The 19,742-nt window shown below is 70.0% G+C and carries 21 protein-coding genes and 1 pseudogene; 8 read left to right on the top strand and 14 right to left on the bottom strand.

Annotated elements, in window-relative coordinates; genetic code table 11:
• Positions 1–144 precede the first annotated feature (144 nt).
• From G6045_RS07745 to G6045_RS07730, 4 genes are read right to left on the bottom strand one after another with little or no spacing between them, the layout of a single operon-like run.
• Complete coding sequence (locus tag G6045_RS07745; protein ID WP_165331083.1) at positions 145–543, bottom strand: PPOX class F420-dependent oxidoreductase; 399 nt, start codon at positions 541–543, stop codon at positions 145–147.
• Entirely contained in the window at positions 524–1,747 is a 1,224-nt protein-coding gene (locus tag G6045_RS07740) for an alginate lyase family protein (RefSeq protein WP_165331082.1), read from the bottom strand. Before G6045_RS07740 ends, G6045_RS07745 begins: the two co-directional genes overlap by 20 nt.
• A complete protein-coding gene (locus G6045_RS07735; protein ID WP_165331081.1) occupies positions 1,744–2,925 on the bottom strand; it encodes an alginate lyase family protein in 1,182 nt (393 codons plus the stop codon). Before G6045_RS07735 ends, G6045_RS07740 begins: the two co-directional genes overlap by 4 nt.
• Before the next feature lie 41 nt (positions 2,926–2,966).
• Positions 2,967–3,338 carry a winged helix-turn-helix transcriptional regulator gene (locus G6045_RS07730; RefSeq protein WP_165331080.1) on the bottom strand — a complete coding sequence of 124 codons (372 nt, stop codon included), beginning with the start codon at positions 3,336–3,338 and terminating at the stop codon, positions 2,967–2,969.
• Positions 3,339–3,441: 103 nt separating this feature from the next.
• On the opposite strand from G6045_RS07730, the gene G6045_RS07725 reads away from it, so the two are divergent.
• Positions 3,442–4,083, top strand: coding sequence for an NAD(P)-dependent oxidoreductase (locus tag G6045_RS07725; protein ID WP_206343365.1), 642 nt, complete (start codon positions 3,442–3,444; stop codon positions 4,081–4,083).
• 34 nt (positions 4,084–4,117) lie between these two features.
• Here G6045_RS07725 and G6045_RS07720 read toward each other — a convergent pair whose 3' ends face one another.
• On the bottom strand, positions 4,118–4,582 hold the full coding sequence (locus G6045_RS07720; protein WP_328707691.1) for an NUDIX hydrolase: 465 nt from the start codon (positions 4,580–4,582) through the stop codon (positions 4,118–4,120).
• Complete coding sequence (locus tag G6045_RS07715; RefSeq protein ID WP_165331079.1) at positions 4,579–4,830, bottom strand: helix-turn-helix domain-containing protein; 252 nt, start codon at positions 4,828–4,830, stop codon at positions 4,579–4,581. The genes G6045_RS07720 and G6045_RS07715 overlap by 4 nt, the downstream gene beginning before the upstream one ends.
• A 64-nt stretch (positions 4,831–4,894) precedes the next feature.
• On the opposite strand from G6045_RS07715, the gene map reads away from it, so the two are divergent.
• Positions 4,895–5,662: a type I methionyl aminopeptidase gene (map, locus tag G6045_RS07710; protein WP_165331078.1), complete on the top strand. Its 768-nt coding sequence runs from the start codon at positions 4,895–4,897 to the stop codon at positions 5,660–5,662.
• Positions 5,663–5,693: 31 nt separating this feature from the next.
• Here map and G6045_RS07705 read toward each other — a convergent pair whose 3' ends face one another.
• Positions 5,694–6,353 (bottom strand): glycoside hydrolase family 75 protein, encoded by a 660-nt coding sequence (locus G6045_RS07705; RefSeq protein WP_165331077.1) that lies wholly within the window; start codon positions 6,351–6,353, stop codon positions 5,694–5,696.
• 212 nt (positions 6,354–6,565) lie between these two features.
• Between G6045_RS07705 and G6045_RS07700 the strand changes: the two genes are divergently transcribed.
• The 4 genes from G6045_RS07700 to G6045_RS07685 all read left to right on the top strand — a co-directional run bounded on the left by G6045_RS07700 (position 6,566) and on the right by G6045_RS07685 (position 10,834).
• Positions 6,566–7,318 carry a hypothetical protein gene (locus tag G6045_RS07700; RefSeq protein ID WP_206343364.1) on the top strand — a complete coding sequence of 251 codons (753 nt, stop codon included), beginning with the start codon at positions 6,566–6,568 and terminating at the stop codon, positions 7,316–7,318.
• A 48-nt stretch (positions 7,319–7,366) separates the two neighbouring features.
• Positions 7,367–7,768 carry a VOC family protein gene (locus G6045_RS07695; protein WP_165331076.1) on the top strand — a complete coding sequence of 134 codons (402 nt, stop codon included), beginning with the start codon at positions 7,367–7,369 and terminating at the stop codon, positions 7,766–7,768.
• A gap of 162 nt (positions 7,769–7,930) precedes the next feature.
• Positions 7,931–9,130, top strand: coding sequence for a L,D-transpeptidase (locus tag G6045_RS07690; RefSeq protein WP_408056309.1), 1,200 nt, complete (start codon positions 7,931–7,933; stop codon positions 9,128–9,130).
• 96 nt (positions 9,131–9,226) lie between these two features.
• The gene (locus G6045_RS07685) at positions 9,227–10,834 is read left to right on the top strand and encodes a CocE/NonD family hydrolase (protein ID WP_328707690.1); all 1,608 of its coding nucleotides are present in this window, start codon (positions 9,227–9,229) and stop codon (positions 10,832–10,834) included.
• A 55-nt stretch (positions 10,835–10,889) separates the two neighbouring features.
• On the opposite strand, the gene G6045_RS07680 is transcribed toward G6045_RS07685, so the two are convergent.
• From G6045_RS07680 to G6045_RS07660, 5 genes are all read right to left on the bottom strand, one after another.
• A complete protein-coding gene (locus G6045_RS07680) occupies positions 10,890–11,759 on the bottom strand; it encodes an amino acid ABC transporter permease (RefSeq protein WP_165331074.1) in 870 nt (289 codons plus the stop codon).
• Entirely contained in the window at positions 11,756–12,400 is a 645-nt protein-coding gene (locus tag G6045_RS07675; RefSeq protein WP_165331073.1) for an amino acid ABC transporter permease, read from the bottom strand. Before G6045_RS07675 ends, G6045_RS07680 begins: the two co-directional genes overlap by 4 nt.
• A gap of 10 nt (positions 12,401–12,410) precedes the next feature.
• Complete coding sequence (locus G6045_RS07670; protein ID WP_165331072.1) at positions 12,411–13,316, bottom strand: glutamate ABC transporter substrate-binding protein; 906 nt, start codon at positions 13,314–13,316, stop codon at positions 12,411–12,413.
• Between the two features lie 20 nt (positions 13,317–13,336).
• Complete coding sequence (locus tag G6045_RS07665) at positions 13,337–14,080, bottom strand: amino acid ABC transporter ATP-binding protein (RefSeq protein ID WP_165331071.1); 744 nt, start codon at positions 14,078–14,080, stop codon at positions 13,337–13,339.
• A gap of 141 nt (positions 14,081–14,221) precedes the next feature.
• Positions 14,222–14,665, bottom strand: coding sequence for a DUF6278 family protein (locus G6045_RS07660; protein WP_165331070.1), 444 nt, complete (start codon positions 14,663–14,665; stop codon positions 14,222–14,224).
• 144 nt (positions 14,666–14,809) lie between these two features.
• Here G6045_RS07660 and G6045_RS07655 point away from each other — a divergent pair, with 144 nt between their 5' ends.
• Entirely contained in the window at positions 14,810–16,612 is a 1,803-nt protein-coding gene (locus G6045_RS07655) for an SGNH/GDSL hydrolase family protein (protein WP_165331069.1), read from the top strand.
• A gap of 74 nt (positions 16,613–16,686) precedes the next feature.
• Here G6045_RS07655 and G6045_RS07650 read toward each other — a convergent pair.
• A pseudogene (locus tag G6045_RS07650) lies at positions 16,687–17,904 on the bottom strand (chloride channel protein); the annotation flags it as partial.
• A 300-nt stretch (positions 17,905–18,204) separates the two neighbouring features.
• Complete coding sequence (locus G6045_RS07645; protein ID WP_165331067.1) at positions 18,205–18,984, bottom strand: exodeoxyribonuclease III; 780 nt, start codon at positions 18,982–18,984, stop codon at positions 18,205–18,207.
• Positions 18,985–19,101: 117 nt separating this feature from the next.
• Between G6045_RS07645 and G6045_RS07640 the strand changes: the two genes are divergently transcribed.
• A complete protein-coding gene (locus G6045_RS07640; protein WP_165331066.1) occupies positions 19,102–19,734 on the top strand; it encodes an MBL fold metallo-hydrolase in 633 nt (210 codons plus the stop codon).
• Positions 19,735–19,742: the final 8 nt, after the last annotated feature.

Here is a 19,742-nt window from a genome sequence, read left to right as displayed (position 1 = left end):
CCCCGACGCCCGGCAGGCTCTGACTGGACCGTTCCGGTCCGCGTGTGCGGCAGCATTCCACACCCGGCGTGTTACGGGGCGGCTACGCGCGGTTTTCGTAGGGACACATGAGAGAACGCGCGCGGGTGCGTGCGCCGCGCCGGGTCAGGCCTGTGTCACCTGCACGGCGATCCCCGTGTGCGGCCGCTTCCCGAGCCGCGCGATCATCGCCGGGTAGTCGACCATCCAGTACTGCCACTTGTACTTGCGCGAAAGCAGCCGCCGCACCTTCGGCATCTCGCTCTCCTCGAGCAAGGTCGCCGTCCCTTCGGCGCTCACCGCTCCCTCGGCGATCCGCCCGCGTACATCGCATGCGGTGACGACGACCCGCTTGTCGTTGCGGAGCCGCTTCACCTTCCACGTGTCGGTCTTGGTCCACACGTACAGGAGTGCGCCGTCGCCGACGACCCAGACCGGGGTGGAGACGGGGGTGCCGTTCTTGCGGTACGTGGTGAGCGAGATGTAGCGGGAACGGCCGAGGGCCTCAAGGGCGTCGCTGGTCATGACAGTCGACCCTATCCGTCCTGTCCGTACAGGTGGCGAGGCGGACGCCGTGCGTCAGCGTCTCCCAGGCGACGAAGAGGTCGTCGGTCCCGGCGGGCCGCATCGAGGCCGCGAGCTTCTCCCCGTACGGCATCGAAAGCCCGAGCCGTCCGCGCAGATGGTGCAGCGCCACCTCCAGGTCGGGCCCCATGGTGAGCTGCGGCCTGCCTCCGCACAGCGCCTTCGGCACGGGCTCGCCGAGCTGATATCGGGCGTGCAACTCGACGGTGGCACGCAGCCGTTCCCGTACCTCTCCATAGAGGTCCACCCCTTGGTGGCGGGCGGTCTCGGCGGCGTGCGCTGTCGCGGCCAGCGCGTAGCCGACGTGCTGGAAGTTGCGGCAGGACTCCTGCGCGAGCCCGTCCACGAAGGTGCGCTGCCCGAACCAGAACTCCCGGATCTCCTCGGGTGTGTCCGCCTTCCCGCCGGGTGGCGCGAGAGGCACCGGGCCGTCGGCGCGCAGATAGAAGTACGCGGGGACGCGGGCCCTGAAGCGCCGTACGGCCTCGTCGAAGACCCGGCGTTCGTCGAGGAAGACACCGATGGCCATCGTGGCGTCGATCATCGTCAGGTCCCAGTTGCCGTTGTAGTCGGCGACCTCCTCGGCGTATTCACCGAGGTAGGCGTGGCGCAGCATCCGTCCGAAGCGGGAGGCGTCCGCCGCGGGCCAGCCCTCGTAGGTGTGCCGCATCAGCTCGGCGGCCCGTGCCCAGGTCGAGCCCGACCAGGCGGCCTGGAGCGCGGAGTTGCCCTCGATGTGGTCGGTCATCACCTTCGACCAGGCGTCCATGATGCGCACGGCGCGGCGGGCGTGGGCCCGGTCGCGGGTGACGGTGTAGAGCAACGCCTGGGTGTACGCGGCGATCGCGTCCTCACGTTCGGCGGTGCAGGCGGGCGGGTTCTTGTACGGCGGACAGGCGACGGTCTTGTACGGGTGCGGCCGGTAGTCCTCGGCCGCGTAACGGCTCTCCTTCATCCGCCGGTACGCGGCAGCCTGCGGCTCTTGGCCCTCCTCGACACCCCGTCGCAACGCGTCGAGTTGGTCCAGGTCGAGCAGCACACCGGGGTGCTGGAATCCGGAGCGGATGTCGTCGGGCGGCGGAGGCGGCGGGGCGGCGGCGAGCAGGCCCGCCACCAGGGCGATGAGGGCGATCAGGCGCCTCACTTGGCCGGCTCCCCGCCGTGCGTCAGCGTCTCCCACGCCACGAACAGGTTGTCCGTGCCGGCCGGCCGCATCTCACCGGCCAGGCGCCGCGCGTGCGGCAGGCGCAGACCCAGGCGGTTCTGCAGATGGTTCAGGGCGACCTCGGCATCGGGCCCCATGGTGAGCGTGAGCCGCCCGCCGCACAGCCACTCGGGACCGGCCTCCACCTCTCCGACCTGGTATTGGGCATGCAACTCCAAGGCGGCGCGCAGCCGTTCGGCCACGTCCTTGTACAGGTCGACACCCTGCACACGGGCCGTCTCGGCGACATGCGCGGTGGCGGCGATCGCGTAGCCGACATGCTCGAAGTTGCGGCAGGTCTCCTGCGCCAGACCGTCCACGAACTTCTCCTGTCCGAACCAGTAGCGCGTCAACTCCTCACGGGTGTCCACCAGTCCGCCCGGCGGGCTCTTGGGGCGCGGGCCGTCGGAGCGGAGATAGAAGTACGCCGGGACCCGCTGCCGCACCCGGGCGACGGCCCGTTCGAACACGGCGCGGTCGTCGAGGAAGACCCCGATGCTCGCGGCCGCGTCGGCCATGACCAGGTCCCAGTTGCCGTTGCGGCCGAGCGAACCGCCCGCGACCTGCGGCAGATAGACCTCGCGCAGCATCCGGTCGAAGCGCGCCACGTTCTCGTCCGGCCAGCCCTTGTGGACGTACCGCATGATCTCCCCGGCCCGCGCCCACACCGACCCCGCCCAGGCGGCCTGCAGCCCGGAGTTGCCCGCGCTGTGGCTGCGCAGCGTCCCCGACCAGAGGTCCATGATCTCAAGCGCCTTGCGGGCATGGGCCTGTTCCCGCGTGACGGTCCACATCAGGGCATGGGTGTACGCGGCGATGGCGTCCTCGCGCTCCTGCACACAGCCGTGTCCGGGCCGGTCGCCAGGCGGGCAGACGACCTCGGTCTGCGGCTGGACGAAGTACCACGGGGACGCATAGCGGCTGGCCCGCATCGCGTCGAAGGCCGAGGCATACGGTTCCTCGCCGGCCCGCACCCGGGCACGGACGAAGTCGAGCCGGCCGCGGTCCAGCAGGGCACCGGGATGCTGCAACGGGCGCGGTGCGGGAGCGGTCGAGACCAGGAGCGGCAGCAGGACGGCGGCGAGCACGGCACGCACGAGAGCCAGGGGACGGACCATACGGGCAGCCTGCGCCCGGCCGAGGCAGGACGCAGGATCTGTTACTCCCCCTGCGCGTACTCCTCCCGCACGCCGAGGATCTCCGCACGGTGGGCGCGCGTCCAGGCGCAGAGGTGATCCATCGGGTCGAGCAGCGCACGGCCGAGGGCCGTGAGCGCGTACTCGACGCGCGGCGGGTTCTCGTCGTACGCGGTACGGCTCACCCAGCCGTCGCGCTCCATGGCGCGCAGCGTCTCGGTGAGCACCTTCGGCGAGACCCGGTGCAGCGGCACCTTGAGTTCGGTGAAACGGCGCGGCCCGGCTTCGAGACAGCGCAGCAGCATGGCGCTCCATTTGTCGCCGACGCGGAAGGGCATCCGGTGCCCGCAGTCGGCGTCGAACATGTCCGCGCTCAGCGGCTCGATCCGGCTCATACGGGAAGCCTACGAGGTCGCGGGTGACAGCCGGTTCCCTTGAAGTAACCGGCACTCGGCGTTCTACGGTCCTGCCCTCAGTCCAGCAACCCAGGGGGTTCCCATGAGCAGGATCGTGATCTTCGGCGCCGGCGGCAGGGTGGGCAGCGCGACGGTGGCGGAGGCGGTGCGCCGCGGTCACACGGTGACGGCGGTGGTGCGCGACCCTGCCAAGTACCCGGACCTCGGCGCGGATCAGGTCGCCGTCGTACGCGGTGATGTCACCGACGCCGCCGCGGTGGCCGCGCTCGCGGCGGGGCACGACGCGGCGGTCAACGCCTCGGCGCGGCTCGACGTCCCGTCCGAGGAGTACTTCACGGCGGCGGCCCGCGCGCTGGCCACCGGCCTGGGCAAGGCGGGCGTGCGGCGGCTGCTCGTCCTCGGGATCGCGTCGACGCTGCAGACCGTCCCCGGGGTGCGGATCATGGACGATCCGGACTTCCCCGAGGAGTACCGGGTGTTCTCGCAGGGCCATGTCGCGGAGTTCGAGCTGCTGCGTGAACAGGCGGACGGGCTCGACTGGTTGATGGTGGTGCCTCCGCTGGACCTCAGCTCCGAGGCCCCGGCGACCGGCACGTATCGCACCGCCGTCGGTACGGTGATCGAGGGCGAGGGCCGGATCGCCCACGCGGACCTGGCGGTGGCGCTGCTCGACGAGATCGACCGGCCCGCGCATCACAAGGTGCAGTTGGCGGTCTCGTCCTGACCACCCGGTCACGGCCCCCAGCATCCGGCGCTGATCAGTTGGGCACGAACCCCAGGTGCACCGGGCGCTCGGCCGACTTGAGCACGGCCGCCAACTGCGGTGGCCATAGCGCCTCTTGCGTGGTCTCGAGCTCGGCCGGCGTCCACCACCGCGCTCCGAGGATCCCGTCCGCGGCATGCGCCCGGGCCACCTCGGGGCCGAGGTCACGCAGGGGGCCCTGGCTCACGTAGATGTGCTCGCGCTGCCGTACGGGCACTCCGGCGCGGGTGAAGTCGTGCTCCCAGGTGCACAGGAGCTCGCCGAGGACGAGGTCGTGCCAGCCGGTCTCCTCGTGCAGTTCGCGCAGGGCGCCCTCGCGCGGTGACTCGCCCTCGTCCAGGCCGCCGCCGGGCATCGCCCAGTGCGCGCCGACCTCTTCGTTGTCGTAACGGAGCAGGAAGAGCGCGCCACCGGGTGCGAGGACCGCGACGCGGGCGGCGCTGCGCGGGGTCCGGGTCACGCGGGCAGCGGGGAGCAGCGGGTGAGCACCTCGTCCAGGGAGAGTCCGAGGGCCTCGGCCAGCGCGGCGACCGTGAAGAAAGCCGGAGTCGGGGCCCGGCCGGTCTCGATCTTGCGGAGGGTCTCGGCGGAGAGGCCGGCGACCGTGGCCACCTCGTTCATGCTGCGGGGACCGCGGGCTTCGCGGAGCAGACGGCCGAGACGCTCGCCGCGCTCGCGCTCTTCAGGGGTGAGAGGGGTGCGCACCATGCCGTTATTCTAATACCGCCCGGGGCGTTATTACTATACCGCTCCGACCGGTATAGTAATTGGCATGGTAGAGATCAAAACGGATCAGTCGCTCGAGTCCATGCGCGAGGCCGGGCGCGTGGTCGCCCAGGGGCTCACGGCGGCGCGCGAGGCGGCGCGCATCGGCAGCACGCTGCGGGAACTCGACGAGGTGGCGCACGAGGTGCTGCGCAAGGCGGGCGCGTCCTCGCCGTTCCTGCACTACAAGCCGGCCTTCGCGCCCACCCCGTTCCCGGCCGTGATCTGCGCTTCGGTCAACGACGCGATCGTGCACGGAATCCCCGACTCCTACCGGCTGCGCGACGGCGACCTGGTCTCCATCGACTTCGGCGCCAAGCTCGACGGCTGGGCGGGCGACTCCGCGATCAGCTTCACGGTCGGCACCCCGCGGCCCGCGGACACCAAGCTCGTCGAGACGGCCTTCGCCGCCCTGGACGCCGGCATCGCGGCGGCCACCGTCGGCAACCGCATCGGCGACATCGCCCACGCGATCGGCACGGTCTGCCGCAAGGCGGGCTACGGGATCCCGGAGGGCTTCGGCGGCCATGGCATCGGCCGCCAGATGCACGAGGACCCGTCCGTGCCGAACCAGGGCCGGCCGGGACGCGGAATGCTGCTCAAGCACGGCATGGTGCTCGCGATCGAGCCGATGCTGATCGGCGGCGGCACCGACCGCTACTACGAGGACCGCGACGGCTGGACCCTGCGCACGGTGGACGGCAGCCGCGCCGCGCACGCCGAGCACACGGTGGCGATCACGGACGACGGGCCACGGATCCTGACGACCCTGTAGGCATCTCAGCGCCCGGCGGCTCTCGGGCATCTCAGCGCCCGGCGACGAACTTCCGCGCAAGCGACTGCCCGAGCCGCACGGCCTCCCGGTGGTTCTCGATCGGGCGCACACGGGAGTCACGGAAGAAGATGTACGTGGCTCCGCCGTCGGCGCCCCCGTGCACCGGGTGCGGATCGATGCCCAGCGCACGGGCCGTGGCGTAGGAGGCCTCGCCGATCAGATCGGTGGGTCCCGTGTCACCGACGACGGCGTACTGGACCTTGCCGCGGTAGATCACGGCGACGACTCCCCCGCCGTGCACGCCCCACTTCCGGTGGTCCCACGTCTTGCTCGGACCGGGGACGACCACGTACGGCAGGGCGGCGGAGTCCAGCTGCCGCCCTGCCGAGTCCTGGAACGCGGTCGTGGGCAGGAAGAACGGGTCGGTCCTCTTGTTGCACGCGCGGCTCGGGCGGCCGTCGCAGTCGATGTCCAGATCGGCCTTCCAGAAGACGGCACCCTTGGCCCCGCACACGGGGATGTCCGCGCGTGCGCCGTCGTCGGTGCGGTAGCGGCCGGCCGACACGGGATGGCAGCTCCGCACCTTCGCCAGAAGTGCGCCGGCCGGGACCGGTCCCTCCTGGGCACCCGCCGGAGGGATCGCCGCGGCAAGCAGCACCGGGGCAAGGACGACCGGCAGGACACCACGCAAGGGACCACTCCTCGACGAGACACGGGGCGCCGGGGCCGTCGGCGCACACCCGGCCCACCCTCACCGACCCCCGTCCGCCTCGCACCTTTTACTGCCCCGTCGGCCCCGTTTCCCGACGTATCGCACCTTGCCGGAAACACCCCGCGGCCCGCGCGAAAGGCGCCGGGGGGACCCTCGAACAGGGGTCCGGCGGCCCGCTAGAGTGCGCGCCCATGAATGAAGTCCTGCGCAATGTCGTCATCGGTGTGGTCGTCGTCGCGATCGCCATAGCCGCCGGCTGGTATGCCCGTACGTATCTGTGGCGCCGCAAGCTCAGACGCAAGCAGGCCTTCTTCGGTCTCCCGCAGAACTCCGAGTCCCTGCTCGTCGTGAACCGCGACGCGGGCGGACCCGACCTGATGATCTCGCGCAACGATGTCTTCGCGCTGCTCGAACTGTCCGCGCTCATCAAGGACTGCGGCGCGCACGCCCAGCTCATCACACACGACTCGGCCCAGCAGGGCTTCGGCGAACGCACCGAGTTCTGTGTCGGCGGCCCTTCGTCGAACCGCCGTATGGCCGCGCACATGCATTCGCTCCTGCCCGGCGTCCGCGTCAACACCGAGCCCGACCCGGGTCCGGACCGCGGCGCCTTCCAGATCGGTTCCGAGCGCTACCGCATGGAGCCCGGCATCACCGAGTACGTGGTCCTCGCCCGCCTCACCGCAGGCCAGGGACGCGAGGCCCGCCCGGTCTTCCTCTTCTGCGGCCAGCGCGCCATCACCAACCAGGCGGCCACGCGCTACCTCGCCAAGCACCACGAGCGCCTCACCCGCAAGTACGGCGGCAACTCCTTCGTACTGCTCCTGAAGGTCGTCAACTCCCAGGCGTACGGCCCCGACGTGGTCGAACTGGTCGCGGACGTGACCCGCGCCGCCCAGGAGCAGGCCCCCGCCCCTAAGAACTCCCACCGCGCGAAGCAGTAGCGTCACGGGGCTTGGCGCCACCCGCGCGTACCGGGATCATGCGGCCCCATGACCGATACGTCGCGCAACAAGAGCTGGCCCGGCCCCCTCACGGCGATCACCCTCTTCGCCGAGGATCTCGCCGCGGCCAAGGAGTTCTACCAGCGGGCCTTCGGCCTGCCCGTGCACTACGAGGACGAGACCTCGGCCGTCTTCCGGTTCGGCGACACCCTGATCAACATCATCGACGTGGGCGGGGCACCGGAACTGATCGACCCCGCGCCGGTCGCGGGCCCGGACGCCGGCTCCCGTCTGCAGTTCACGCTGACCGTGGACGATGTGGACGCGCTGTGCGAGGAGCTCGAAGCGCGCGGAGTGAGTCTGCTGAACGGTCCGATGGACCGGCCCTGGGGCATCCGCACCGCCGCCTTCCAGGACCCCGCGGGGCACATCTGGGAGATCGCCTCCTGACGCGTCAAGGGCCTTCCGACCCTTGCACGCCGCAGAAAGTCACCCTCTGGCCCTATGCGGCAGGCTTTGCCTGAATTGGTGAGATCTTTCCGCTCACTTCGCAACCCCGAGCCCCTCTTCCGACTCCTCCCCCACGGACACCACCCCCTGGAGGAGGACCCTGTGAGCCGCACCCGCCGCCACCCCCTGCCCCGCAAGGCCCGTACCGCCGCACTCGCCGGCACCGCGGTGCTCGCGGTCGCGCTCAGCGCCTGTTCCGGCAGCGGGGGCGACGGGAAGGGGGCACTGGCCGCCGACCGGAGCGCGAAGATCTCGGTGAACCTCACCGGTGACAGCGCGAAGCCGGGCGAGCCGGTGAAGGTGACGGCCACGGAGGGCACGCTCAAGGACGTCGCGGTGCAGGACGCCGAGGGCGCCGCGCTCACCGGCAAGATATCCGGCGACGGGAAGACCTGGACCTCGCAGCGCGTGGCCGCGCCCGGCGCCACGTACACGGTCACCGCGAAGGACGACAAGGGCCGCACCGGCAAGCAGCAGTTCAGCACGCAGGCCGCGGACCAGGTCAACAAGCTGGACTTCAACTTCAAGGCCGGCTCCACCGTGGGTACCGCGATGCCGATCTCCATCCGGTTCGACCATCCGGTCAAGAACAAGGCCGCGGTGGAGAAGCAGCTGAAGGTCACCACCGACAACAACACTGTGGGCTCTTGGGGCTGGTATCAGGACCAGGCCGGACACCAGCGGGTCGACTGGCGCCCCGAGACGTACTGGAAGCCCGGCACGAAGGTGAAGCTCGACGCGGACCTCGACGGGATCGACTCGGGCGGGGGCGGCTGGTTCGTCCGCGACTACGACAACACGTTCACGATCGGCAAGGACCAGCAGGTCAAGGTCGACCTCGGCGGCAAGCAGCTGCAGCTCGTCCGGGACGGTCAGGTCGTCAAGTCGATCCCGGTCGCAGCGGGCACGCCCGGCGGCGAGAAGGCTTCCTGGGACGGGAAGATGGTGCTGATGCGCAAGGAGGGCACCATCCGGATGACCTCCGAGTCGGTGGGCCTCGGTGACGCCTACGACAAGATGGTCCGCGACTCGATGCGCCTGACCGACTCGGGCATGTACATCCACGCCGCCCCCTGGAACGAGGGCAACTACGGCCGGGTCAACAACAGTTCGGGCTGCGTCGGCATGAGCGACGCCGACGCCGACTGGCTCTACGCCCAGGTGCAGCCTGGCGACCTGGTGGAGGTCACGGGCCAGGGCTCCAAGGGCCAGGCCGAGCTGGGCAACGGCTACGCGCAGTGGAACATGAGCTGGGCCGACTGGCAGAAGCTCAGCGCCCTCAACGGCCAGAGCGGCAAGTAATCTTTACCGGCACGTAACTTACCGGTGGGTTACCTGAGGTAAGCAACTGACGTTACCGTTCGGTCACTTTGCACTTACACGAGTGAGGAGTGACCCGTGGGACTTCCCCGCAGAGCCCTGCGCACCAAGGCCCTCCGTACCACCTCGATCAGTTCGCTCTCCGCGGCCCTCGTCGCGGGCGCCGCCTTCGGTCTGGCCCCGGCCACGGCCACGGCGGCGCCCGCGACACAGGCCGCCGCGGCGGCGGATGTGCGCTTCGTCGACATCCCCGGCGACGGCGGAACCATCCTCAAGGGCAATGTGTTCACCCCGGCCGGCGCCCAGGCGGGCCAGAAGTTCCCCGCGATCGTGCTGCCCACCAGCTGGGCCGTGCCGCAGATCGAGTACGTCGCGCAGGCCCAGAAGCTCGCCGACTCCGGCTATGTCGTGGTGAGTTACAACTCCCGCGGCTTCTGGCAGTCCGGCGGCAACATCGAGGTCGCCGGCCCCCCGGACATCGCCGACGCCTCCCGCGTCATCGACTGGACCCTCGCCAACACCCCGACCGACCCGGACAAGGTCGGCATGGCCGGCGTCTCGTACGGCGCGGGCATCTCGCTGCTCGCCGCCGCCCACGACAAGCGCGTCAAGGCGGTCGGGGCGATCAGCGGCTGGGCCGACCTGATCGAGTCGATCTACTCGGGCCGCACCCAGCACTCCCAGGCGGCCGGACTCCTCACGGGCGCGGGCTTCCTCACGGGCCGCCCGAGCCCTGAACTCCAGCAGATCATGGCGGACTTCCTCGGCTCCAACCTGGCCAAGGAACAGGAGATGATCGACTGGGGCCGCAAGCGCTCCCCCGCCACGTACCTGGACAAGCTCAACGCCAACAAGCCCGCGGTGCTGCTCGCCAACGCCTGGGGCGACACGATCTTCCCGCCCAACCAGTACGCCAAGTTCTACGAGCAGCTCGAGGTCCCCAAGCGCCTGGAGTTCCGCCCCGGCGACCACGCCACGGCCGAGGCGACGGGCCTGCTCGGCCTGCCCAATGACGTATGGACCAACACGCAGCGCTGGTTCGACCACTACCTCAAGGGCACGGACAACGGCATCGACCGCGAGCAGCCCGTCCAGCTCAAGTCCCGCTCCACAGGCGCGTACGAGGGTTACGCGGACTGGAAGTCGGTCGGCACGGCCACGACGAGGATCCCGCTGAACGACACCGAGAAGCTCCTCGCGAACGTCGACTCGGGCGCCAACGGCGGCATCGTGCTGCTCTCCAACGCACTCGACCAGTTCTTCAAGGCCCCGCCCACGGCCTCGATCCCGCTGCTCCCGCGCACTTTCGCGGGCGTCTGGCAGTCACCGCGCTACACCAGCGGCCAGCAGGTCCGCGGCAACGTGAAGCTGCACACCACCGTCAGCAGCACGAAGCCGAGCGGCACCCTCGTCGCGTATCTCTACGACGTGGGGCCGCTCGGCGTCGGCAAGCTGGTCTCCCACGCTCCGTACACCTTCCACGACCGCACCCCGGGGCAGCCGTTCGGCGTGGATCTGGAGTTGTTCTCCACCGCCTACGACGTCCCCGAGGGGCACAGGCTCGCGTTGGTGATCGACACGGTCGACCCGCTCTACATCGAGCACAACCCGACCGGCGCGCAGCTGACCTTCTCCTCTCCCGCGGCCGACCCGTCGTTCGTATCGGTGCCGCTGCGCGAGAAGTGATCTCCGGCTGCTGCCGGGTGGGTAGTGCCGCGCCGTGCGCGGCACTGGCTCGTTGCTACTGCCTCCCCGGCAGCAGCGTCCCTGGTTCGGCCGGTGCGACATCCACGGCCTCGACCTTCGGGTTGCGCTGCTGTCGTTTGGACACCCACGTGGCGAACCAGGACAGAAGCATGCACATCCCGATGTAGATCGGCGAGATCACCATCACCACGGGGATGAACGGCAGATCGTAGTCGAGATTCGACGCGATCAGCTTGCCCGCGTGAAGGAATTCCTCGTAGGTGATGAGGTAGCCGAGCGAGGTGTCCTTGAGGGCCACCACGAGCTGGCTGATGATGGCCGGCAGCATGGCGCGCAGCGCCTGCGGACCGAGCACGTAACTCATCACCTGCGTCTTGCGCATACCGAGGGCGTACGCGGCTTCGCGCTGGCCCTTCTCGACGGAGTTGACGCCCGAGCGGAACACCTCGGCGAGCACCGAGCCGTTGTAGAGCGTGAGTCCGGTGACGAGCGCGGGCAGCGGCTGGACCTTCAGGGCCACGAACACGAAGAAGATCATCACCAGGACCGGCATGGCCCGGAAGAACTCCACGATCAGCGTGGCCAGCCAGCGCACCGGCCGGTGGTCGGAGAGCCGCCCGACGGCGAGCACTGCGCCGAGGGCGAGCGAGAGCACCGCGGCGATCGCGAAGGCCTTGAGCGTATTGCCGAGGCCCTTGAGCAGCAGCTCCTGGATTCCCTTGTACGTGAAGGGGTTCCACTTGGTGGCGGTGAACTGGTCCGTGTCGAAGAGGAGATAGAGCACCCAGCCGACGACCGCCGCGATGAGCACGGTGGACAGCACGCCGTACAGCATGTGCCGGCGTTCCGTCTTGGGGCCCGGGATGTCGTAGAGCGCGTTGGAGCTGTGGTCGAGGGCTTTCATCGGGCGACCCCCCAGCGCTTTTCAAGGAAGTTGAAGAGCGCGCTGATGGTGAGAGTGATGATCAGGTAGCCGACGGCGATCCAGACGAAGGTCCAGATGATGCTGTAGCCCAGCTCGTTGAGCGTGCGGTACGTGCCGAGCAGTTCGACGACGCTGAACGCGCCGGCGATCGCCGAGTTCTTGGCGAGCGCGATCAGGTTGGAGCCCACCGGCGGGATCACCGAGCGGAACGCCTGCGGCAGGATCACCTGGGACAGCGTCTGGCTGAAGGTCATCCCGAGGCTGCGGGCCGCCTCGCCCTGCCCCTTGGGCACGGTGTTGATGCCGGAGCGCAGCGCCTCGCAGATGAACGCCGAGGTGTAGCAGCCGAGCGCGAGCACCGCGAACACCTTGAACGGCAGCACGAGTCCGAAGCGCGGCAGACCCAGCAGGACCGCGAAGAAGAGCAGGGTCAGCGGGGTGTTGCGCAGGACGGTGACCCAGACCGTGCCGAAGACACGGAAGGAGCCGACCGGTGCGACCCGGAAGGACGCCATGACGAACCCGAGCACCAGGGCCAGGATCGAGGCGTAGACGGTGAGTTCGACCGTCCCGAGGAAGCCCTCGCCGTAGGTGGAGAAGTTCTCCGTCAGTACGTTCATGCCGGCCCCCTCAGCTCGCCGGGTAGCGGTCGATGGGCGGGGGTGTGGGCGCGGGCACCCCGGACAGGCCGAGGGTCGCGTCGTACGCCTTCTTCCACGTGCCGTCCTTCTCGCGCGCCTCGAGGGCGTCGTCGATCGCGAACCGCAGCGCGTTGTCGCTGCGCGGTACGCCGATGCCGTACGGCTCCTCGGAGAAGGGCTTGCCGACCAGCTTCATCTCCTCGGGCAGCTTGGCCGCGTACCCCTGGAGGATCGCGTCGTCGGTGGTCACGGCGTCGACCTGGTAGGTGAGCAGGTTGTCCACGCAGATCGAGTACGTGTCGTACGCGACCAGCTCGGCCTTCGGGTAGTCGGCCTGGATCCGCTGGTACGGGGTCGACCCTGCGGCCGAGCAGACCTTCTTGCCGTCGAGGTCCTGGGGCCCCTGGATGTCCTCCTCGTCGCTGCGGACGAGCAGACCCTGACCTGCCATGTAGTACGGGCCGCCGAAGCCGACGAGCTTCTTGCGGTTGTCGTTGATCGTGTAGGTGCCCACGTAGTAGTCGATCTGCCCGTTCTGCAGGGCGGTCTCGCGGTTGGCCGAGGCGATCGTGCGGAACTCGATCTTCTTCGGGTCGAAGCCGAGGGAGGCGCCGATCATCTTGGCGATCTCGATGTCGAAGCCCGAGTAGGTGCCGGTCGCCGGGTCCTTCTCGCCGAGATAGGGCTGGTCCTCCTTGGCGCCGACGACCAGCCGGCCGCGGCGCTTGGCCTTGTTCCAGGTGCTGGAGTCGGGCAGCTGGAAGTCGGTGGCCACCTGGTATTTGGGCAGGTCCTCGGGCTTGGGGCCCTTGGTGGGCGGACTGCCCTCCTTGCCGCAGCCCGCTGCGGCGAGCGCGGCCAACAGGAGGGCCGCGAGCACACGTGTCGTACGCATTCCTTGAGTCCCGTCCCCCGTCAGTGCTTCAGGATCTTGGACAGGAAGTCCTTGGCGCGGTCGCTCTCGGGGCTGTTGAAGAACTCCTCCGGAGCGCGGTCCTCGACGATCTTGCCGTCGGCCATGAACACGACGCGGTTGGCGGCCGAGCGCGCGAAGCCCATCTCGTGCGTGACCACGACCATCGTCATGCCCTCGCGGGCCAGCGACTGCATGACCTCGAGCACTTCGTTGATCATCTCGGGGTCGAGGGCCGAGGTGGGCTCGTCGAAGAGCATCACCTTGGGGTCCATCGCGAGGGCGCGGGCGATGGCCACGCGCTGCTGCTGACCGCCGGAGAGCTGCGCCGGGTATTTCTCGGCGTGCGCCTCGAGGCCTACGCGGGTGAGGAGTTCCCGCGAGCGCTTGTCGGCCTCGTCCTTCTTGCGGCCGCGCACCTTGACCTGGGCGAGCGAGACGTTCTGCAGGACCGTCTTGTGCGCGAAGAGGTTGAAGGACTGGAAGACCATCCCGACCTCGGCCCGCAGCTTGGCGAGTCCCTTGCCCTCTTCCGGCAGTGGCTGCCCGTCGAGGGTGATCGAGCCCGACTGGATGGTCTCGAGCCGGTTGATCGTCCGGCAGAGCGTCGATTTGCCCGAGCCGGACGGCCCGATGACCACCACCACCTCCCCGCGTCCGACGGTGAGCTGGATGTCCTGGAGGACATGCAGCTTTCCGTAGTACTTGTTGACGTCACGCAGCTCGATCAACGGATCGACGGCCATGTACGGACCTGCCCACTTATCGCTGTTGAGTCCGCGCAAACTATCCAGCGCAATATGGGACTTAACAGGCGACACGCATGATTGGGGCATTAACCGTATTTTGACCAATGGGGTGTTGAAGGCTCGGAGGTGTGGTCCGCGTCAGGCCTCGGAGGCCTCCGCGTACACCTGCGACAGCTCCGGTGCGCCGCCCACGGCCCAGTCCAGGCCCGCTTCCACGACCTGGATCTCACGGCCCGAGACGAGCCGGACCACCGGGTGACCGCCGGGCCAGACGTGCCAGGTGGCGCCGGGCACGGTGCGCACGACGACGGTGCCGAGGTAGAGACCGGCGTCGTTGCCGAGCCAGGGCAGCAGCTCGGGGTCGTCGCGCCAGCGCGGGAGCAGTTGGTCGAGCGCCTCCAAAGAGGCGGGAGAGTCGTCGAGTTCGAGTCCTACGCTCTCGGCCTGCGAGCGCAGCAAGGCGCATTCGGAGAGCAGCTCGGCCACGCCTGCGGGGTCTTCCTCGAACGCGGCGGCGAGAGGTGCGTCATCGCTGCCGGCCGCCTGCCTCCTGCGCCACCGATCGACAAAAGGGATGTTCATAAGCCAAGAGTCGCATCCGTTCCCGCGGGGCACCACAGGGCGCGCGGATCGATCTTGCCTCTCGCACACGCGCTCGTTCCGCCTTGAATTCAGGGCGAGTTCAGACGGCGGTCATTGACGCGTTCCTGCCACCTCCTTAGCTTCATGGCGCATCCTTCGTCACACCGTCAACGGGAGGAGTCCTTCGTGCGCCGAGGTCTGTGGGGTGGGGCGACGGTTCTTGCGCTGGTGGCGGGGTTGGCGCCGGGTGCTGTCGCGGTGGCCGAGGAGCAACGCGCTCCGGCGCCGCTGGAGCGGCTCTTCGACAATCGGGCGATCAGCGACGACGCGGCGCCGGGCGAGGCGGACTTCGACGGATCGGGTTCCTCGCTGTCGGCGCAGGACCTCGCAGCGGCGGGCTGGACGCCCGGCCGCTCGCTCTCCGTCGACGGCACGCGGCTGCGACTGCCGCGCACCGGGCCGGGCGAGCGGGACAACGTGCGCGCCGACGGGCAGTCCGTCCAGGTGCGGGGGCGCGGCGAGGCCTTGTCGTTCCTGGTGGCCGGGACGGGCGGGGACGCGAGCGGAGCGGGCCGTGTGCGCTACCGGGACGGGTCCTCCTCCGCGTACCGCCTGACCGCGCCCGACTGGCGTTCGGGTCCGCTCGCGACGAAGGCGGTGGCGCTGCCGCATGTGAACACCGCGGACGGTCAACTGGCCGAGAAGGCACGGCTGTACGTGGTGTCGGTGCCGCTGGCCCGCGGGCGCGAGGTCGCCTCGGTGGAGCTGCCGCGCGATCCGGGCGCCGCGGATCTGCATGTGTTCGCCGTGTCCGTACGGGAGCCGGCGCGCGGCTGGACGGGCAGCTGGTCCGCCTCCGCGTCCGGATACACCGCGGTGGGGCCGTGGACGGACCGGACGCTGCGGCTCGTGGTGCACACCTCGGCGGGCGGCCCACGCGTGCGGATCCAGCTCGCCAACACCTTCGCCTCGGCTCCCGTACGGATCGGTGCCGCCAGTGTCGCCGTACAGGGCGCGGGCGCGGGGGCCCGGTCCGAGCCCGTGGCCCTCACGTTCCGCGGGGAGCGCGGCGCGGAAATCCCGGCGGGCGCCCAGGTGTTCAGCGATCCGGTGGACTTCGATGTACCGGCCGACACGAATCTCCTTGTCTCCTTCCATCTGCCCGGCACGGTGAGTGCGGCGCCCGTGCACAGTCAGGCGATCCAGAAGTCGTACGTGAGCGAGGGCGGTGATCACACCGGGGCCACGGACGCGGGGGCGTACACCTCGACGATCAGTACGTGGCCGTTCCTCGCCGGGGTCGATGCCGGCGGTGACGAACAGTCCGTGGTGCTGCTCGGGGACTCGATCACGGACGGCGTGAAGTCCACGCCGGACGCCAACCGGCGCTGGCCGAACGTGCTGGCGCGGCGGCTGCTCGACCAGGACGGGGTCCCGGCGTACGGCGTGCTCAACCACGGGATCTCCGCCAACCGCGTCGTCACCGACCGGTATCCGGGCGACGGGGTCTCGACCGATACGGGCGGGGTGAGCGCGCTGCACCGCCTGGAGCGGGATGTGCTGGCGCAGACCCGGGCCCGTACGGTCGTGGTCTTCGAGGGTGTCAACGATGTGCGGTGGGGTGCGAAGGCGGCTCAAGTGACCGCCGGACTGCGGGAGATCGCCGCGCGCGCCGAGGAGCGCGGGCTGCGCACCGTGGCCGCGACGATCGCGCCCTGCGAGGGCGAGGCGCTGTGCACGGCGGCCGCGGACGCGGAACGGCAGGCGGTGAACGAGTGGATCCGCACCAGCGGGATCTACGACGCGGTGCTCGACTTCGATGCCGTACTGCGGGACCCGGAGCATCCGACGCGGCTGCTGCCCGCGTACGACAGCGGGGACCATCTGCATCCTGGGGACGCGGGGCTCGCGGCGCTCGGGGAGTCGATCGATCTCGGGTTGCTGTGAGCCTCAGGTCGCCCTCGGGCTGCTGTAAGCCTCAGCTCGTCCTCGAGCCGCTGTGAGACTCAGCCTGTCGCGCCCGCCGGTCGGGACAGGTCGATGCCGCGCCGGGCCAGTTTGAGCGTGTAGACCGTCTCGCGGCTCAGGGCGCGGCTGACGCCGGCCGAGAGCGCGACCGCGAGGAGCAGCGGCAGCAACAGGCCGAACGCGCCGGTCAGTTCGAGCATGATGACCACCGCGACGATCGGTGCGCGGGCGCTGCCCGTGAACACGGCCGCCATGCCGACCATGGCGTACGCGGCGGGGGCCGCCGCGTGCCCGGGGAACAGCGACGCGGCCACGATCCCGAAGACCGCGCCGAGCATGGCGCCGATGAACAGCGACGGTGCGAAGACCCCGCCCGAGCCGCCGATACCCATGGTCAGACTGGTCGCGACCATCTTGCCGACGAGCAGAAGGAGCAGCAGACCGAGCGCGTACTTGCCGTGCGCGGCGTCTTCGAGGACCGGGTAGCCCACCCCGTACATCTGCGGCAGCACGAGCAGCAGCACGCCGAGAGCCAGGCCGCCGACGGCGGGACGCAGCCACTCCGGGCCGCGCCAGATGCGATCGCAGAGGTCCTCGACGGCGTACAGGAAGCGGGTGAAGACGATGCCGACGGCGCCCGCGACCAGACCGAGGACGGCGAACAGGACGTACTGATCGGAGTGTTGGACGCTCAGGCCGGGCAGCGGCAGGAACACCTCGTTGCCGAAGACCGCGCGGGCCAGTACGCAGGCCGTCACGGACGCGATCGCCAGGATGCCGAAGGTGCGGGCGGTCCAGCGGCGCAGGATCAGCTCCATGGCGAAGACCACGCCCGCGAGCGGTGCGTTGAAGGTCGCGGCGATACCCCCTGCGGCGCCGCAGGCGAGCAGCAGGGTGGTGCGCTGCTCGTCGGCGCGGACCAGCCGGCCGAGGGTGGAGCCGAGCGCCGAGCCGATCTGCACAATGGGGCCCTCGCGGCCGACGCTGCCGCCGCCACCGATGCACAGGGCGGAGGCGAGGGACTTCACGACGGCGACCCGGCCCTTGATCCGGCCTCCGCCCCGCGCGACGGCCAGCATGACCTCGGGGACACCGTGGCCGCGGGCCTCGCGGGCGTAGCGGTGGACGAGCGGGCCGTAGACGAGGCCGGCGACGGCGGGGGCGAGCAGGACGAAGTACGGGCCGAGGTGCGGGAGCAGCGGATGGGCGGAGCCGCCGGCCGCCGCATAGTCGGCGTGGCCGGAGAACAGCCTGGTCGCGCCCATGACCATCCAGCGGAAGAGAACCGCGCCGGCTCCTGCGCCGACACCGATCACGACCGCCAGAGCGAGGGTCTGGAACTGGGCTGCCGTCGTCTCGTCCTGGGCTGCCGTCGTCTCGTTCTGGGCTGCCGTCGTCTCGTTCTGGGCTGATATCTCGTCCGAGGCCGATATCTCGTCCGGGGCCGATATGCGGACAGAAGTGGGCATACCGCTACGGTATGCCGCGAGGGCCGGTCGGCTGCAGAGCCGACCGGCCCCCGTGCGCAGGCCTCAGGTCCTGACGGAGCCCTGGTCGGATGTCCAGGCCGGTCAGATGTCCAGGTCGACTACGACGGGCGCATGGTCGGACGCGCCCTTGCCCTTGCGCTCCTCGCGGTCCACGTAGGCGTCGGTGACGGCCTTCTGGAACGCGGCGTTCCCATAGACCAGGTCGATGCGCATGCCGCGGTTCTTGGGGAAGCCGAGCTGGCGGTAGTCCCAGTACGTGAAGGGCACGTCGTACTTGAGCGGCCGCGGCACGATGTCGCTGAGGCCCGTCTCGCGCAGCGCCGCGAGCGCGGCGCGCTCGGCCGGGGTGACATGGGTCGCGCCCTCGAAGAGGCTGATGTCCCAGACGTCCTCGTCGGCCGGCGCGACGTTGTAGTCACCGAGCACCGCGAACGGACGCGAGCCCTGGGCGTCGCCCGCGATGGCGGCCTTGAGGGCCTCGAACCACAGCAGCTTGTACGCATAGTGCGCGTGGTCGGGCTCGCGCCCGTTGGGCACATAGACCGACCAGACGCGGGCGCCGCCGCAGGTCGCGGAGATCGCGCGGGGCTCCTCGGCGCCGTCGTAGCCCGGGTCGCCGGGCAGGCCCTTGACGACGTCGTCGAGTCCGACGCGGGAGACGAGCGCGACCCCGTTCCACCGCCCATTGGCGTTCACCGCCGACTCGTAGCCGAGCTCGCGCAGCTCGTCGGCGGGGAACTGCTCGGCCGCGCACTTGGTCTCCTGGATGCACAGCACGTCCGTGCCGCTGTTCTCCAGCCAGGCCAGGAGGCGGGGCAGTCGGGCGGTCACGGAGTTCACGTTCCAGGTGGCGATACGCATGCGGCCAATCTACCGCCGGGGTCTGACAGCGCCGTCCGCGGTGAGGCGCCGCCGGCCGGCGCGGCCCGGTACGCCCCGGGGGTGAAGCCCTGCCCGTACCGGAGCAAGATGGGGCTTATGGAGCTGACCAAGAAGACCCACGCATGTGTACGGCTCGAGAAGGACGGCAGCACCCTGGTCATCGACCCCGGTCTGTTCGGGGAGGCCGACGACGCCGTCGGGGCCGACGCGATCCTCGTCACGCACGAGCACCCGGACCACTTCGCGGAGGACCGGCTGCGCGCCGCCCTGGAGGCGAACCCGGGCGCCGAGATCTGGACGCTGCGCTCGGTCGCGGACCAGATCGCGGCGGCGTTCCCCGGCCGTGTCCACACCGTCGGCAACGGTGACGCCTTCACCGCCGCCGGCTTCGACGTCCGCGTGTACGGCGAGCTGCACGCCGTGATCCACCCGGATCTGCCGCGGATCACCAACGTCGGCTTCCTCGTGGACGGTTCGGTCTTCCACCCCGGCGACGCGCTGACCGTGCCCGACCATCCCGTCGACACCCTGCTGCTGCCCGTGATGGCCCCGTGGAGCAAGGTCTCCGAGGTCATCGACTACGTACGCGAGGTCAAGCCGCAGCGCACGATCGACGTGCACGACGCCCTGCTCACGGACCTGGCCCGCCCCGTGTACGACACGCATCTGACGAACCTGAGCGGTGCGGAGCATCTGCGGCTGGCACCCGGGGACGGGACGGGGCTGTAGGGCCTGTC

Source organism: Streptomyces mesophilus (assembly GCF_011044995.1).
In the GTDB taxonomy this organism is placed as follows: domain Bacteria; phylum Actinomycetota; class Actinomycetes; order Streptomycetales; family Streptomycetaceae; genus Streptomyces; species Streptomyces mesophilus.
This window is presented reverse-complemented; position numbering and strand designations above follow the sequence as displayed.

Bases quoted from the DNA above. Each gene is read 5' to 3' on its own strand.
- G6045_RS07745 (WP_165331083.1), bottom strand. From the start codon at position 543: ATGACCAGCGACGCCCTTGAGGCCCTCGGCCGTTCCCGCTACATCTCG.
- G6045_RS07735 (WP_165331081.1), bottom strand. From the start codon at position 2,925: ATGGTCCGTCCCCTGGCTCTCGTGCGTGCCGTGCTCGCCGCCGTCCTG.
- G6045_RS07730 (WP_165331080.1), bottom strand. From the start codon at position 3,338: ATGAGCCGGATCGAGCCGCTGAGCGCGGACATGTTCGACGCCGACTGC.
- G6045_RS07725 (WP_206343365.1), top strand. From the start codon at position 3,442: ATGAGCAGGATCGTGATCTTCGGCGCCGGCGGCAGGGTGGGCAGCGCG.
- G6045_RS07715 (WP_165331079.1), bottom strand. From the start codon at position 4,830: ATGGTGCGCACCCCTCTCACCCCTGAAGAGCGCGAGCGCGGCGAGCGT.
- map (WP_165331078.1), top strand. From the start codon at position 4,895: ATGGTAGAGATCAAAACGGATCAGTCGCTCGAGTCCATGCGCGAGGCC.
- G6045_RS07700 (WP_206343364.1), top strand. From the start codon at position 6,566: ATGAATGAAGTCCTGCGCAATGTCGTCATCGGTGTGGTCGTCGTCGCG.
- G6045_RS07695 (WP_165331076.1), top strand. From the start codon at position 7,367: ATGACCGATACGTCGCGCAACAAGAGCTGGCCCGGCCCCCTCACGGCG.
- G6045_RS07680 (WP_165331074.1), bottom strand. From the start codon at position 11,759: ATGAAAGCCCTCGACCACAGCTCCAACGCGCTCTACGACATCCCGGGC.
- G6045_RS07675 (WP_165331073.1), bottom strand. From the start codon at position 12,400: ATGAACGTACTGACGGAGAACTTCTCCACCTACGGCGAGGGCTTCCTC.
- G6045_RS07670 (WP_165331072.1), bottom strand. From the start codon at position 13,316: ATGCGTACGACACGTGTGCTCGCGGCCCTCCTGTTGGCCGCGCTCGCC.
- G6045_RS07665 (WP_165331071.1), bottom strand. From the start codon at position 14,080: ATGGCCGTCGATCCGTTGATCGAGCTGCGTGACGTCAACAAGTACTAC.
- G6045_RS07660 (WP_165331070.1), bottom strand. From the start codon at position 14,665: ATGAACATCCCTTTTGTCGATCGGTGGCGCAGGAGGCAGGCGGCCGGC.
- G6045_RS07655 (WP_165331069.1), top strand. From the start codon at position 14,810: ATGGCGCATCCTTCGTCACACCGTCAACGGGAGGAGTCCTTCGTGCGC.
- G6045_RS07645 (WP_165331067.1), bottom strand. From the start codon at position 18,984: ATGCGTATCGCCACCTGGAACGTGAACTCCGTGACCGCCCGACTGCCC.
- G6045_RS07640 (WP_165331066.1), top strand. From the start codon at position 19,102: ATGGAGCTGACCAAGAAGACCCACGCATGTGTACGGCTCGAGAAGGAC.